This window comes from Novosphingobium sp. CCH12-A3 (genome assembly GCF_001556015.1).
Taxonomy (GTDB): domain Bacteria; phylum Pseudomonadota; class Alphaproteobacteria; order Sphingomonadales; family Sphingomonadaceae; genus Novosphingobium; species Novosphingobium subterraneum.
Genome location: NZ_LSIA01000016.1, coordinates 38,205 through 51,933 on the forward strand (window position 1 = coordinate 38,205; position 13,729 = coordinate 51,933).

Sequence of the window (13,729 nt, forward strand, 5' to 3'; positions counted from 1 at the left end):
CACACCTCACCCTATCATTTGTTACGGTATGTGTAGCGCAAAGCGCAAGTCAATCAAGCCCACCAATAGGCGGTCGCACGCATTTCGATGCTCACGCGCGGCGGCGCATCGGCAGGGCAGCCGGGCAGGTCGAATGCCACGTGCGGAACGTGGTGTGCGAGCGCAGGATCGCTGTCATTGGTCTTGAACAGGACGGCTTCATCGATCGTCATCTGCGAGAACCAGTGCCAGCGGTGCGCCGGATTATGCGCGACGACCACCCCCTCGAACGACCACTCTGGCTGCCCCGGCGCATCGAACACGGCATCGGCTGCGATCAGGTCCTGCGCAGAGATAGTGCGCGCGTCGCAGAACGCCAGCGGCACGTCCTGCGGCGGCGGCGAGATGGCGCGCCACACGTTGTAGTGCGCGCATCGCACGAAGATCCGCCCGTTCGCCCCTCGTTCGCCGAAGGCCTGCGCCGTGCGGTCCGAGATATCGATATGGGCAAAACGTGCCGGCATCGAATTGTCGAGGCTCCCCGCCTTGCCGCTCTTCTCGGAAAAGCGCAGCAGCCCCGGCGCGCCAACGTGGACAAAGTCCGCACCGGTGCGCGCCTGCACCAGGTCCTCGATTTCGCGCATATGCACGCGCGTCACCTTGTCGCGGTCGGCGAAATCAGTGACGGCGCTCTTGTGCGGGACGAGCTCGAAGCCCTCGCGGTCGATGCTGGTGCCCAGCCCCCGCGCATCGGTCATGGTCATGGGCACGGGGACGATGTCCACCTCGTCGCGCTCATGGGCGTTGGCATAGTAGCGCGGCCGCGCGAACTTGCGGCCCGAGTAGGCAATCAGCGCTTCCATCATGCTCTCCTCTGCCGGCCCGCTGTTGGCGCGGGTCCACGCAATGCCCACCCCTCCCGCCTGCGGGAGGGGGGAAGAGGGCGCTGATACAGCCCTCCCGCAGGCGGGAGGGCCGCGAGACTTGGGTCTGCGCAGCAGGCCCTAGTCGCAGCGGGGTGGGCACCTGCACCACCTCCCAACGAAAAAGGCCCGCCGTTTCGGGCGGGCCTTTCCAGATCAACCGGCCGCCAGCTGCTGTTCCAGCTCGCCCAGCACGCGGTAACAGTCGAACACCTTCTGCACCGAGCTGTTCGGCTCGCGCCCCTCGCGGATCGCGGCGATGAACTCGCGGTCCTGAAGTTCGATGCCGTTCATGCTGACGTCGACCTTCGAAACGTCGATCGGCTCTTCCTTGCCATTCACCAGATCGTCGTAACGCGCGATGTAGGTCGCGGTATCGCCAATGTAGCGGAAGAAGGTGCCGAGCGGTCCGTCGTTGTTGAACGAAAGCGACAGCGTGCAGATCGCACCGGTTTCGCTCTTCAACTGGATCGACATGTCCATCGCGATGCCCAGCTCGGGATGGATCGGCCCTTCGATGGCATTGGCCTTGACGATCTTGCCCGCCTGATAAGCGAACAGGTCAACCGTGTGCGCGGCGTGGTGCCACAGCAGGTGATCGGTCCACGAACGCGGCTCGCCCTTGGCGTTGATGTTCTTGCGGCGGAAGAAGTAGGTCTGCACGTCCATCTGCTGGACGTTGAACTCGCCTGCCTTGATCCGGTTGTGCACGAACTGGTGGCTGGGGTTGAAGCGACGGGTGTGGCCGACCATGCAGACCTTGCCGGTCTCTTCCTGAACGCGCAGCACTTCCTGCGAATCCGCCCAGCTGTCGGCCAGCGGGATCTCCACCTGCACGTGCTTGCCCGCCTTCATGCAGGCGATGGCCTGCGAGGCGTGCATCTGCGTCGGCGTGCACAGGATCACCGCATCCACATCGTCGCGCGCCAGTGCGTCTTCCAGCTCGGTCGACGAGTGCTTGGCGCCGTACTTGGCGGCAACTGCAGCGGCCTGTTCGCCGGTGCGGCTGATGATCGAGGTGATTTCGACGCCGTCGATGTTCTTCAGGCCATCGAGGTGCTTTTCGCCGAACGCGCCGGCGCCGGCCAGGGCTATGCGCATGTCTGTTCCCTTTCTTGCAAAAAAGGACCGGGCAACCGGTGAGGTTGCCCGGCAAGGGTGGATTGGGTTTGTCAGTCCGCCGGTTCGAGCACGATGTGCCCGATCGCGGTGTTGCTGCACGGAATGTGATAATGGCGGTTGAGGCGCTTGACCTTCTTCCCCAGCGCCCCGCGCATGATCAGCCACATCACCATCTCGATGCCTTCCGAACCGGTCTCGCGCAAATATTCGATGTGCGGGATGTGGCGGACATCGTCATTGTCCGATTCCAGCATGTCGAGGAACTTGTTGTCCCATTCGCGGTTCAGCAGCCCGGCGCGCGGGCCCTGAAGCTGGTGGCTCATCCCGCCGGTGCCCCAGATCTGCACGTTGAGGTCCTCGGGGAAGCTTTCCACGGCGCGGGCAATCGCCTCGCCCAGCGCCCAGCACCGGTTGCCCGAGGGGACGGGGTAGGTGACGACGTTCACCGCCAATGGCACGACCTTGACCGGCCATTTCTCCGGCTGGCCGAACATCATCGAAAGCGGCACGGTCAACCCGTGGTCGACGTCCATCTCGTTGATGATGGTCATGTCGAAGTCTTCGAGGATCAGGCTCTGCGCGATGTGCCAGGCAAGGTCGGCATGGCCCTCCACGTCCGGCACCGGGCGCGGGCCCCAGCCTTCGTCGGCCGACTTGTAGTGCTCGCCGCAACCGATCGCGAAAGTGGGGATGATGTTCGCGTCGAAGGCCGAAGCGTGGTCGTTGTAGACCAGGATCACCACGTCGGGCTTTTCGCGGGCTTCCCATTCGCGGGTCCACTCGTAGCCCTTGAAGATCGGGCCGAAGTAGTCGTCCTGCCACTTGCCCTGGTCGACAGCGACGCCAAGCAGCGGAACGTGGCTGGAGCCGACGCCAGCAGTAATCTTGGCCATGTCAGTAGCCTCCCTTGATCGAGCGATTGCCTTCGGGCTTGCGGCCGCCCTCCAGCATCATCTGGCGATATTCAGGCCAGGTCATGTCGGTCATCGTGCTGACCGCCTCGGCAAACGGCAGCCCGTCCGAAGAGAAAAGCTTCGAGAGGAAGTAGACGTTCCCGCCAAGGTCGAGCAACGCGTTGTAGTCGCGCCGAAGCAGCGCCTGCTTGGCTTCCTCGCTGATCTTCCACTCGTCGAGATAGGCGCGCTCGTCGGCCTTGAACCGTTCGCGGTTCTCCGGCTTCATCAGGCTCATCGCGAACTGGTTGATCCAGTAGCCCTTGCGGGCGCGGGCAGCGGTGTAGACGCGGGTACCCGGAATGTCCTCGAACTCGGCGAGGTATTCGTGGATGTTCTGGGTCGGCTTGGCTGTTTCGGTCACAGGCCCCTCTCCTTCAGCTTGACGTCGAGGCGCGGGAACACGCGGCGCGCGTTGCCCTCGAAGATCGCGTGGCGTTCGGCATCGCTGATGTCGAGTGCGTCGACATAGCGCTTGGTATCGTCGAAATAGAACCCGGTGGTCGGGTCGATCCCACGCACCGCGCCGACCATTTCCGACCCGAACAGGATGTTCTTGTTCTCGATCACGTCGGCCAGCAGGTCGATGCCCGGCTGGTGATAGACGCAGGTGTCGAAAAAGATGTTGTTCATCAGGTGCGTGTCGAGCGACGGCTTCTTGAGCATGTCGGCAAGGCCGCGATAGCGTCCCCAGTGGTAGGGCACCGCGCCGCCGCCATGCGGAATGATGAAGCGCAGGGTGGGGAACTTGCTGAAGAGGTCGCCTTCGAGCAGCTGCATGAAGGCGATGGTGTCAGCCGCGATGTAGTACCCGCCCGTCGCATGCATCGCCGGGTTGCACGATCCCGATACGTGGATCATCGCCGGAACGTCCAGCTCGCACATCTTCTCGTAGAACGGGAACCAGTATTCATCGGTCAGCGGCGGATGCTTGAAGTGGCCACCGCCCGGATCAGGGTTGAGGTTGCAGCCGATGAAGCCGAGCTCGTTCACGCAGCGCTCCAGCTCGCGGATCGAGGACGACATGTCCGCTTCCGGAGACTGCGGCAGCATGCACACGCCCGCGAAGGTGTCAGGGTAAAGCCCGACAACGCGCGCGATCAGGTCGTTGCAGACCTGCGCCCACTTCACCGCGACCGACTGATCGCCAACGTGCGGGGCCATGGCCGAAGCGCGGGGGGAGAAGATCGTCATGTCCGCGCCACGCTCCTTCAGCAGGCGCAGCTGGTTCGATTCGATCGTCTCGCGGATCTCGTCATCCGAGATTTCGGGATAGGGCGGGCACTCGGTCCCGGCCTTGAATGCGGCCTTCTGCTTCTCGCGCCATTCGTCGTGCGCCTTTGGCAGCACGGTGTAGTGGCCGTGGCAGTCGATGATCATGGTCATGCGACTTCAGTCCTCTTAGCGTTGAATGCGATTGTCTTGCCCGCCTGCTCGCGCTGGCGCTTCACGGTCCCGCTGGTCATCACCGGCTCGATGCCCAGCGATTCCAGCGTCTTGCAGCTCTCTTCCATCTCGGCCGCACGACGGAGCCCATGCGTCGTCATGCGCTCGACATTGTACTCGGCGCGATCGAACCAGCTCTGCGTCTTCTCGCTGGCGTCCAGGGAGGACAAAACCTCGTCCACCACGCCGGCCTTCGTCGCCGCCAGCATCATTTCGGCGGTCAGCGCCTCGATGCCCTTTACCATGATCGAGCGGATCATCTTGATTGCGCTGGCCCGGCCGATCTCGTCCCCAACCACTCGCGTCTTGGCAAAGCCTGCCGCCTGCAGCCGCGCCTCGGCCTCTGCAGCATGGGCACCCGAAATCAGCAGCGGCACATTCATCCGAGCGGGGTTGACCGGGGCCAGCACCGCAACGTCGACATAACGCCCGCCTGATGCCTCGATCGCCTTGGCGGCGGCCCGCTTGGTGTCGGGTGCCACCGAATTCATGTCGCACCAGAGCGCGCCCGGCTTCAGCAGACCGGCATAGTCCTCAGCCGCAGGCAGCGCCGAATCCGCCGTCACCAGCGACAGCACCACGTCGGCATCGCCAAGCGCATCTTCGGCCGAGCCGCAGATCACCACGCCCGCCTCTTCCATCACCGCCCGTCGTGCCGGGTTGATGTCGAAGGCCAGCGCCGCAGACTCCCAGCCTGCCGCCTTGGCAAAAGTGGACCCGGCCTCACCGAAGCCGATCAGGGCAATCACGCTCTCCATGGCGCCGGTCCTGCGCGGCAAGGCGCAAAGGAACAAATGCAAACATCGCCACAGGTATAAATTTATGCAAACCCTTCTGCGGCAACCTCGCGCAGCAGGGCGACGAAGGCGGCCTGAGGAGCAGTTGGCCGCCAGCCTTCTCGCGTGGTGATGCCAATGGTCCGCGCCACCGGCACCGGCGGCGGCAGCGTAGCCAGCACGCCCGCGTCCAGTTCCACCGCCAGTTGCGCCGGGGACAGCAGCGTCAGCGCGTCAGATCCCAGCAGCAATTGCCGCACCGTCAGCACCGATCCGCACTCGATCCCCACCCGCGGCGGCTCCGCCCCGGCGCCGCGCATCATGCCTTCCCAGTAGTGGCGCAACGGCGTGTCGCTGGCGGGCAGAATCCACGGAAACGCCGCCAACGCCGCGCCATTCACCGTGCCTGCCAGCAAGGGATGCCCGGCGCGCATCACCAGTGCAGGACGATCTTCGAACACCGCCTCCTGCGCCAGATCATCAAGAGACGCCGCATCACGAAGCGCGCCCAGCATCAGGTCCACTTCACCGTCGCGCAAAGGTCCGGAAAGCTCGGCATGGCTTCCTTCCACCACTGCCACATCCACCCCCGGATGGGCTCCGGCAAAGCGCAGGATCGTCTCGGGCAGCCAGCGCGCGCGGCTCAGCGGCATGGCGCCCACCACCACCCGCCCCGCCGCCTTGCCCTGCCAGGCCGCCACTTCGGCAAGGCCTGAACGCAATTCCGCCATCGCCAGGCCGAACCCGCGTGCGCGCCTTTCGCCCGCAGGCGTCAGCATCACCGAACGCCCGCGCCGGTCCACCAGCCGCTGTCCCAGCGCCACCGAAAGGTCCGCCACCGCCCGGTGCAGCGAGGCCGACGAAAGCCCCGTCGCCTCTGCAGCCACGGCATAGGACCCGGCCCTTGCCAGCGCGAGGAACGCCCGCAATTGCGTGCCAGTCACGCGCGGAGAGCCGACATGCGAAATCGCCGCCTCTGCTCGCGGGGCCAGCAGCAGTGCCGGTTCGGTCGGCGTCATGCCGGCCGGCCCACGTTCGAACAGCGCACATCCCAGGTCCGCCTCCAGCCGGGCGATCGCCTGCGTCAATGCAGGCTGCGTCAGGTTCACCGCCCGCGCCGCCCGCGTCACGCTGCCGTGGCGCACGGTCGCCGCAAAAGCCGCGATGTGGCGGACATTGATCGCATGGAGTTGCATGGTGCATCGCTTAGCATTTCCTTATGGGCAGTGCCAAACATTGCATTGGTTCCTCGCGCCCCGCAGTCGCATGGAACCGGCGAAGATTTTTCATGGGAGCCGGAAATGTCGGGAATCGTCGTCCAGAACATCGAACGTGCCGATCCAGCCGTGATCGATGGCCTTGCCGCCTGCGGCGTCGCCACCGTCCACGAAGCGCAAGGCCGCACCGGCCTGCTCGCCTCCTACATGCGCCCGATCTATCGCGGCGCGCGCATCGCCGGCAGCGCCGTCACCATCAGCGCGCCTCCGGGTGATAACTGGATGGTCCACGTCGCCATCGAACAGCTTCAGGCCGGAGACATCCTGCTCCTCGCCCCCACCTCACCGTGCGAAGACGGCTACTTCGGCGATCTTCTCGCCACCAGCGCGCAGGCGCGCGGCTGCCGTGGCCTGGTGATCGACGCTGGCGTGCGCGACGTGCGCGACCTCACGGAAATGAACTTCCCCGTCTGGTCCAAGGCGATCTACGCACAGGGCACTGTCAAGAACACGCTCGGCAGCGTCAACGTCCCCGTCGTCTGCGCCAACGCGCTGGTGAACCCCGGCGACGTGATCGTGGCCGACGATGACGGCGTCTGCGTCGTGCCCCGCGAAAAGGCCGCCGAAGTGCTCAAGGCCGCGCAGGCGCGCGAAGCCAACGAAGGCGAAAAGCGCGAGAAGCTCGCTGCCGGCGTCCTCGGCCTCGACATGTACAAGATGCGCGAACGGCTGGAGAAGGAAGGCCTCAAGTATGTCTGAGGCAGGCATGCCCCAAGGCATTCGCTGCATGTGGATGCGCGGCGGCACGTCCAAGGGCGGCTACTTTCTCAAGGATGACTTGCCGCAGGACACGGCCCAGCGCGATGCCTTCCTCCTGGCCATGATGGGCAGCCCCGATCCCGTGCAGATCGACGGAATGGGCGGCGCCGATCCCCTGACCAGCAAGGTCGCGGTCGTTTCCAAGTCCAGCCGCGAGGGCATCGACGTCGACTACCTGTTCCTGCAGGTCTTCGTCGATCAGGCGATCGTCACCGATGCGCAGAACTGCGGCAATATCCTTGCCGGCGTGGGTCCCTTCGCGATCGAGCGCGGACTGGTGGCGGCCACCGGCGATGAAACCCGCGTCGCCATCTTCATGGAGAACACCGGCCAGGTCGCCGTCGCCACGGTCAGCACGCCCGATGGCAAGGTCATCTACAAGGGCGACGCGAAGATCGACGGGGTCCCCGGCTCCCACGCGCCGGTGCCACTCGAATTTCGCGATACCGCCGGTTCCTCGTGCGGCGCGCTCCTGCCCACCGGCAACGCCGTCGACGAAGTGAATGGCGTGGCTGTCACCCTGATCGACAACGGCATGCCCTGCGTGGTGATGAAGGCCGAGGATCTCGGCATCACCGGCTACGAAGACCGCGACTGGCTAGACAATGCGAGCGATCTCAAGGCGAAGATCGAAGCCATCCGCCTCGCCGTCGGCGAACGCATGAATCTGGGTGACGTGAAGGAAAAGTCCGTCCCCAAGATGATGCTCGTCGCCCCGCCGAAGAATGGCGGCGCGGTAACCGTGCGCAGCTTTATCCCCCACCGCGCCCACGCCACCATCGGCGTCCTCGGTGCGGTCAGCGTCGCCACCGCCTGCCTGATCCCCGGCTCGCCCGCCGCCGAGGTAGCCTCGATCCCCGAAGGCAGCCGCAAGCTGCTCTCGGTCGAACATCCCACCGGCGAAATGAGCTGCGTTCTGGAAGTGGACGACGCCGGCGAAGTCCGCACCGCCGCCCTCCTGCGCACTGCGCGCAAGCTGATGGATGGCGTGGTGTTTGGCTGACGCCGTGCAGCATGCTTCGGCAAGCTCAGCATGAGCGTGTTGGGGCAGTAGAAGGTTGAAGCAAAAGGTCCGCTCGTCCTGAGCCTGTCGAAGGACCTCAACGCAACGGAAGAGTTAGATGACCGACCAGAACCGCATCATCAGCTGGCACGCCAATCCATCGAAGCCGCGCTACACCCCGCCACCCGGCGCGGTCGATGCGCATTGCCATGTCTTCGGCCCGATGGCGCAGTTCCCGTTCAGCGCCAAGGCCAAGTACCTGCCGCAGGATGCCGGCCCGGACATGCTCTTCGCCCTGCGCGATCACCTGGGCTTTGAACGCAACGTCATCGTTCAGGCCAGCTGCCACGGCACCGACAATGCCGCCACGCTCGACGCCATCGCCAAGTCGAACGGAAAGGCCCGCGGCGTCGCCGTGGTCGATCCCGCGATCTCCGAAGCAGACCTCCACGCCCTGCACGAAGGCGGCATCCGCGGCATCCGCTTCAACTTCCTGAAGCGCCTTGTCGACGACGCGCCCAAGGACAAGTTCCTCGAAGTCGCGCAGCGCCTGCCCAAGGGCTGGCACGTGGTAATCTATTTCGAGGCCGACATCCTCGAGGAACTCCGCCCGTTCATGGACGCGATCCCCGTCCCCCTCGTGATCGACCATATGGGCCGTCCCGACGTGCGCCAGGGACCGGACGGTGCCGACATGAAGGCCTTCCGCGCCTTCCTCGACAGTCGCGATGACATCTGGTTCAAGGCCACCTGCCCCGACCGCCTCGATGCCATCAAGGAAGGCGGCGCGGGCGATCCGTGGAATGCCTTTGCCGATGCCGTCGCGCCTTTGGTGGCCGATTACCAGGACCGCGTGCTGTGGGGCACCGACTGGCCCCATCCCAACATGGACACTGAGATCCCCGACGACGGCCATCTCGTCGACATGATCCCGCGCATCGCGCCGACTGACGAACTTCAGCGCAAGCTGCTGATCGACAATCCGATGAAGCTCTACTGGGCCGACTGAGGTCCAGAGCTTCGCCAATTGCGCTTGCAGCGTGGTGCGATAATCTGCGCACCATGCTGCGTCGCGTTCTCCCCTTCCTCGCCCTGATCCCCGCCACGGCAAGCGCCGAAACGCTCTACGTCCGCGCCGGGCGACTGGTCGATCCGGAAGCGGGGCGGGTGCTCACCGCACAGGTGGTCAAGGTCGAGGATGGGCGCGTTGTATCGGTCCAGCCCGATGCCCCCCTGCCCGCAGGCGCAAACGTCGTGGATTGGTCGGCCTTCACCGTCCTGCCCGGCCTGATCGACTGCCACGTGCACCTCGCCGACGTCGAACAGTCCAGCAACGTCGCCGAGCCGCTGCTCCATTCGGCCATGGAGATCGGCTTCATCGGCGCGCGCAATGCCAGGAAGACCCTGCTCGCAGGCTTTACCTCGGTGCACGATGTCGGCTCCTTCCGCGCCTATGCCGATGTCGAACTGCGCAACGCCATCAACCGTGGCGACGTGCCCGGCCCTCGCGTCAGCGCGGTGGGGGCCTATGTCACCATCCCCGGCGGCGGCGGCGAGGTCACCGGCTTCTCGCCCGATGTCACCGTCCCTGCCGACATGCGCGCCGGCGTCGTCACCGATGCGGCGGACGTTACCCGCAAGGTCAACGCGCTGTTCCAGAACGGCGCGGATTCGATCAAGCTGATCGCCACCGGTGCAGTGCTGGCGCAAGGCACCGAACCTGGCCAGATCGAACTTTCGGGCGAGATGATGAAGGCAGCGGTCGACGTTGCCCGCCAGCGCGGATCATGGGTCACCGCCCATGCCCATGGCGCCGCCGGAATCAAACTTGCCATCCAGTCGGGCGTCAAGGCGATCGAGCATGCCAGCCTGATCGACGATGAAGGCATTGCCCTTGCCAAGGCGCGCAGCGTCTGGCTCGACATGGATATCTACAACGGGGATTTCATCGCCGAGGTCGGCAAGCGCGATGGCTGGCCTGCCGACATGCTGCGCAAGAACGACGAGACCACCCAAGCCCAGCGCGCAGGCTTCCGCAAGGCGGTCAAGGCCGGGGTCAGGCTCAGCTATGGCACCGACGCCGGGGTCTTCCCCCACGGCGCCAATGCGCGGCAGTTCAAGTACATGGTCCGCTACGGAATGACGCCGATGCAGGCAATCCAGTCTGCCACCACTGTCGCCGCCGACCTGCTCGGCTGGAGCAAGGACGTCGGCGCACTCTCGCCCGGCCATTGGGCCGACATGATCGCAGTCACCGGGGACCCCCTGGCCGATATCGCCGTCCTCGAAGACGTGCGCCATGTCATGAAGGGTGGCGAATTGGTGAAATGAGCGAAAAAGGGGCGGCTCGGATCGAGCCGCCCCGATCTGCCGGCAAGGGAGGACCGGCAAGAGCCGGCAGGGCCGGAGGGGGACGGCCCGCCAGATGGCAATCACTGCTTGGTCAGAGCAGCTTCCAGGTCACTGGCACGACGATGGCCGTGGCACCGCCCGGCGGCGGCGGCACAGAACCGGCGCGCGTCGGCATGGCCAGCGCCTCCTTGTCGAGCGTGCTCGAGCCCGAGGGCGCGACAAGTTCGGTTCGCTCGATGTTGCCGCCAGCGCCGACGAACACCTTGACTTTGGCCGTGCCTTCCTCGCCGCGCATCTGCGCCGTGCGTGGATAGGTCTGCTTGGACGCGATGATGCGCGTCACCTGCTTCTGCCACTCGGCAGACTGCGCAAAGGCAGGCATGGCGGTTGCGGCAAAGGCAAGCGAGGCAATGCCAAGTGCGATCCTGTCGATAATCTTCATGGGTCGTTCCTTCGATCTTCTTGAATGACGTTGCGGCTTTCAGAATTCGGACCAATCGTCCTCGTCGACCTTCAGGGCAGTATTGCCGAGGACCGGAGCGGGGCGCGCTGCAGGCTGCGCGGCGGGCTCTGCCGTCGCAGTAGCCACGGGCAGCGGAGCGGGCTTCGACGCTGCGGGCGCAGAAGCTTGCGGCTTGGCGGAGAGCAGTGCCGATGAGCGGGCCTGGCCGCTCGTACCAAGGCGGAAGCGCCCGACCTGCTCGACCAGCGCAATGGTCTCGTTCGAGAGATTGCGCGTTCCGGCCGAGCTTTCCTCGACCATCGCGGCATTGCGCTGGGTAAAGCTGTCCATCGAACCGACCATCGCCGAGATGTCGGCAATGCCGGCCGCCTGCTGTCCGGCAGCCTCGGCGATCTGGTCTACCAGCTCCGAGACCGCACTGACTTCGTTGACGATCTGCCGCAGGGCCTCACCGCTCGATTCGACCAGGGCAACCCCGCCGCTGACCTCTTCGGTGCTCTTGCCGATCAGGTCGCGGATCGATTTGGCGGCATCGGCAGAGCGCTGCGCCAGGGCACGCACTTCGGTGGCGACCACCGCAAAGCCCTTGCCGGCATCACCGGCACGTGCGGCCTCGACCCCGGCATTGAGCGCCAGCAGGTTGGTCTGGAAGGCAATGCCGTCGATGACGCCCACGATCTCGGCCATCTCGCGCGAACTGGCCTCGATGCTGCGCATGGCGGCCACGGCACGATTGGCGGTATCGCCAACACCGTCGGCGGTGTTGCGGGCCACAGACAGGCGGGTGCTCGTCTGCTTCACGTTCTCGGCCGTGGTCCTGACCGAGGAGCTGAACTCGGTGATCGTGCGCGATGTTTCAGCCAGCGATGTCGCCTGCTGCTCGGTGCGCAGCGCCAGGTCCGATGCCGCGCTCGAAATCTCGTCCGTACCAAGCTTGATCGTGTGGCAACCCTCGACGATCTTGCCGAGCACCCGCTCAAGCGCGGTCACGGCAGCATTGTAGTCGACGTGCAGCTTTGCCAGCGCGCCCGATCCGTTCTCCTTGACGCGGAAGGTCAGGTTTCCTTCGGCCAGCGCGGTCAGTCCCTCGCCGATCTCATCGATGGTCAGCTGCACTTCGCGGGCGCGCTGCTTCTCGGCTTCGGCGCGGGCATGGTCGGATGCGAAGACATCGCGGAAGCGGTCGAGCGCGCGGGCAAGCTGGCCAAGTTCGTCGGACCGGGAAAGGCCCGGGACGGCGACGTTATGATCCCCATCGATCAGGCGCGACACGGCGTCCGACATCGATACCACCGGCTTGGCGATGTTGCGAATGAGATAGATCAGCAGGACAACCGCGCTGAGCAGAGCAAGGCCAAGCGCCGCAAGGGTGAACTTGCGCGCCGAGGCATAGATCTTCTCGGCATTGGCGGCGACCGCAGCGCCGTCCTTCTTGTTGGCCTCGATCACGGCGAGGATCGTGTCTTCCAGGGCATAGAAGGTATCGATGCCCTCGCCATCGTGCATAGCCTGGGCGCCCTGGGTGTCACCGCCGATCGCCATCGCCTGCATGCTTTCATCCTGGGCAAGGAAAGTCGCCCAGGCCTGCTTCAGCGCGGCCGTGCCGGTCTTCTGATCCGGCGTGATGGCAAGTTTCTCGAACTCGACGATTTCCGCATCGATCGCGCTGCGCGCATTCCTGAGCAGTTTCTGGCCGCGCGCCACGGCCTCGGGCGTCTCCCCACTGAACATCTCGTCCTGCTTGAGGCGATATTGCGAGGTAAAGGCGTGGATATCGCCGAGCTTTTCCGCGCTGGGTATCCAGATGTCGCGCTGTTCGGCGGCAATGGCATTGACCTCGCCGATCTTCGAAATCGCGAACAGGCCCATGCCTGCCATCGCTGCAAGCAGCAGTGCAAAAGCAGCGATGAATTTTTTGGTTATGTTGAAGCTGAACATCAATGTTCCCCGACAGGCCTTGCGGCATGTCACCCACTTATGCCGGGAGGGGGGAACTTTCCGTATCGCGACGGCCCCGTAGAGTCGCGCACTGGCGTAGAAAGGTTTTCTCCAGCCAGATTGCCACAACGCTACTGTTTGCGCAGCTTTCGGCCCGATACGGGCCACCTTCATGGTTAATGTTGCCGGGGGGTCAAGCGCCCAGAAGATGCAGCGTCACGCGCCGACGATGGCCTGCCCGGCGGTGCTCGCACAAATATATGCCCTGCCACGTGCCCAGTGCCAGTCGCCCCCCGACCAGCGGAATCGATAGCGACACGCCCGTGAGTATCGACTTCAAATGCGCTGGCATGTCGTCGGGACCTTCATCGTCATGGGCATAGCCGCCGTTCTCCGGCGCAAGACGCGAAAGCCAGCGAACGATATCGCCCCGCACTTCAGGCGCGGCGTTCTCCTGGATGGTCAGTGAAGCCGAGGTATGGCGGCAGAACACGGTCAGCAAGCCGGTGGCCATGCCCTGTTCGCCAGTCCAGCGCACCACATCGCGGGTTATCTCATGCAGGCCTTGGCCCGGGGTAGCGATGGTGATCTCGGTGGCAGACTGGCGCATGACGGCCTTATGGCAGCATATGCCCTCGCCGCGCCAGACCTCGCAGCCGTCCGACCCACACCCCACACACCACCGTCGCCCCGGGCTTGACCCGGGGCCCCGCTTTTCTTCTGCGCTTCCTGTGAACC

General features: G+C 64.9%; 14 protein-coding genes. 4 read left to right on the forward strand and 10 right to left on the reverse strand.

Going from position 1 to position 13,729, the window contains the following annotated elements; all coding sequences use genetic code 11:
• Positions 1–53 precede the first annotated feature (53 nt).
• The 7 genes from AX703_RS00935 to AX703_RS00965 all read right to left on the reverse strand — a co-directional run bounded on the left by AX703_RS00935 (position 54) and on the right by AX703_RS00965 (position 6,395).
• Positions 54–842, reverse strand: coding sequence for a CmcJ/NvfI family oxidoreductase (locus AX703_RS00935; protein ID WP_156451861.1), 789 nt, complete (start codon positions 840–842; stop codon positions 54–56).
• Positions 843–1,058: 216 nt separating this feature from the next.
• Entirely contained in the window at positions 1,059–2,003 is a 945-nt protein-coding gene (locus tag AX703_RS00940) for a Gfo/Idh/MocA family oxidoreductase (RefSeq protein WP_039336078.1), read from the reverse strand.
• A gap of 71 nt (positions 2,004–2,074) precedes the next feature.
• Positions 2,075–2,917 carry a class III extradiol dioxygenase subunit beta gene (locus AX703_RS00945; protein ID WP_039336079.1) on the reverse strand — a complete coding sequence of 281 codons (843 nt, stop codon included), beginning with the start codon at positions 2,915–2,917 and terminating at the stop codon, positions 2,075–2,077.
• A gap of 1 nt (position 2,918) precedes the next feature.
• Entirely contained in the window at positions 2,919–3,341 is a 423-nt protein-coding gene (gene ligA, locus AX703_RS00950) for a protocatechuate 4,5-dioxygenase subunit alpha (RefSeq protein WP_039336081.1), read from the reverse strand.
• A complete protein-coding gene (locus AX703_RS00955) occupies positions 3,338–4,363 on the reverse strand; it encodes an amidohydrolase family protein (protein WP_062341956.1) in 1,026 nt (341 codons plus the stop codon). The genes ligA and AX703_RS00955 overlap by 4 nt, the downstream gene beginning before the upstream one ends.
• Positions 4,360–5,181, reverse strand: a complete 822-nt coding sequence (locus AX703_RS00960; RefSeq protein ID WP_062341957.1) for an NAD(P)-dependent oxidoreductase — start codon at positions 5,179–5,181, stop codon at positions 4,360–4,362. Before AX703_RS00960 ends, AX703_RS00955 begins: the two co-directional genes overlap by 4 nt.
• Before the next feature lie 62 nt (positions 5,182–5,243).
• Positions 5,244–6,395, reverse strand: coding sequence for a LysR family transcriptional regulator (locus AX703_RS00965; protein WP_062341959.1), 1,152 nt, complete (start codon positions 6,393–6,395; stop codon positions 5,244–5,246).
• A gap of 105 nt (positions 6,396–6,500) precedes the next feature.
• Here AX703_RS00965 and ligK point away from each other — a divergent pair, with 105 nt between their 5' ends.
• From ligK to AX703_RS00985, 4 genes are all read left to right on the forward strand, one after another.
• On the forward strand, positions 6,501–7,175 hold the full coding sequence (gene ligK / locus AX703_RS00970; RefSeq protein ID WP_039336089.1) for a 4-carboxy-4-hydroxy-2-oxoadipate aldolase/oxaloacetate decarboxylase: 675 nt from the start codon (positions 6,501–6,503) through the stop codon (positions 7,173–7,175).
• Complete coding sequence (locus AX703_RS00975; RefSeq protein ID WP_062341961.1) at positions 7,168–8,238, forward strand: 4-oxalomesaconate tautomerase; 1,071 nt, start codon at positions 7,168–7,170, stop codon at positions 8,236–8,238. The genes ligK and AX703_RS00975 overlap by 8 nt, the downstream gene beginning before the upstream one ends.
• Positions 8,239–8,356: 118 nt before the next feature.
• Positions 8,357–9,247, forward strand: coding sequence for an amidohydrolase family protein (locus AX703_RS00980; RefSeq protein WP_062341963.1), 891 nt, complete (start codon positions 8,357–8,359; stop codon positions 9,245–9,247).
• 53 nt (positions 9,248–9,300) lie between these two features.
• Entirely contained in the window at positions 9,301–10,569 is a 1,269-nt protein-coding gene (locus tag AX703_RS00985; protein ID WP_062341965.1) for an amidohydrolase family protein, read from the forward strand.
• 112 nt (positions 10,570–10,681) lie between these two features.
• Here AX703_RS00985 and AX703_RS00990 read toward each other — a convergent pair whose 3' ends face one another.
• The 3 genes from AX703_RS00990 to AX703_RS01000 form a co-directional block, all read right to left on the reverse strand.
• Positions 10,682–11,032 (reverse strand): energy transducer TonB, encoded by a 351-nt coding sequence (locus AX703_RS00990; RefSeq protein ID WP_039336097.1) that lies wholly within the window; start codon positions 11,030–11,032, stop codon positions 10,682–10,684.
• 39 nt (positions 11,033–11,071) lie between these two features.
• Positions 11,072–12,991: a methyl-accepting chemotaxis protein gene (locus AX703_RS00995; RefSeq protein WP_062341966.1), complete on the reverse strand. Its 1,920-nt coding sequence runs from the start codon at positions 12,989–12,991 to the stop codon at positions 11,072–11,074.
• Positions 12,992–13,184: 193 nt separating this feature from the next.
• The gene (locus AX703_RS01000; protein WP_062341968.1) at positions 13,185–13,601 is read right to left on the reverse strand and encodes a secondary thiamine-phosphate synthase enzyme YjbQ; all 417 of its coding nucleotides are present in this window, start codon (positions 13,599–13,601) and stop codon (positions 13,185–13,187) included.
• Positions 13,602–13,729: the final 128 nt, after the last annotated feature.

Bases quoted from the DNA above. Each gene is read 5' to 3' on its own strand.
- AX703_RS01000 (WP_062341968.1), bottom strand. From the start codon at position 13,601: ATGCGCCAGTCTGCCACCGAGATCACCATCGCTACCCCGGGCCAAGGC.
- AX703_RS00975 (WP_062341961.1), top strand. From the start codon at position 7,168: ATGTCTGAGGCAGGCATGCCCCAAGGCATTCGCTGCATGTGGATGCGC.
- ligK (WP_039336089.1), top strand. From the start codon at position 6,501: ATGTCGGGAATCGTCGTCCAGAACATCGAACGTGCCGATCCAGCCGTG.
- AX703_RS00955 (WP_062341956.1), bottom strand. From the start codon at position 4,363: ATGACCATGATCATCGACTGCCACGGCCACTACACCGTGCTGCCAAAG.
- AX703_RS00935 (WP_156451861.1), bottom strand. From the start codon at position 842: ATGGAAGCGCTGATTGCCTACTCGGGCCGCAAGTTCGCGCGGCCGCGC.
- AX703_RS00995 (WP_062341966.1), bottom strand. From the start codon at position 12,991: ATGTTCAGCTTCAACATAACCAAAAAATTCATCGCTGCTTTTGCACTG.
- AX703_RS00985 (WP_062341965.1), top strand. From the start codon at position 9,301: ATGCTGCGTCGCGTTCTCCCCTTCCTCGCCCTGATCCCCGCCACGGCA.
- AX703_RS00940 (WP_039336078.1), bottom strand. From the start codon at position 2,003: ATGCGCATAGCCCTGGCCGGCGCCGGCGCGTTCGGCGAAAAGCACCTC.
- AX703_RS00960 (WP_062341957.1), bottom strand. From the start codon at position 5,181: ATGGAGAGCGTGATTGCCCTGATCGGCTTCGGTGAGGCCGGGTCCACT.
- AX703_RS00990 (WP_039336097.1), bottom strand. From the start codon at position 11,032: ATGAAGATTATCGACAGGATCGCACTTGGCATTGCCTCGCTTGCCTTT.
- AX703_RS00980 (WP_062341963.1), top strand. From the start codon at position 8,357: ATGACCGACCAGAACCGCATCATCAGCTGGCACGCCAATCCATCGAAG.
- AX703_RS00945 (WP_039336079.1), bottom strand. From the start codon at position 2,917: ATGGCCAAGATTACTGCTGGCGTCGGCTCCAGCCACGTTCCGCTGCTT.
- AX703_RS00965 (WP_062341959.1), bottom strand. From the start codon at position 6,395: ATGCAACTCCATGCGATCAATGTCCGCCACATCGCGGCTTTTGCGGCG.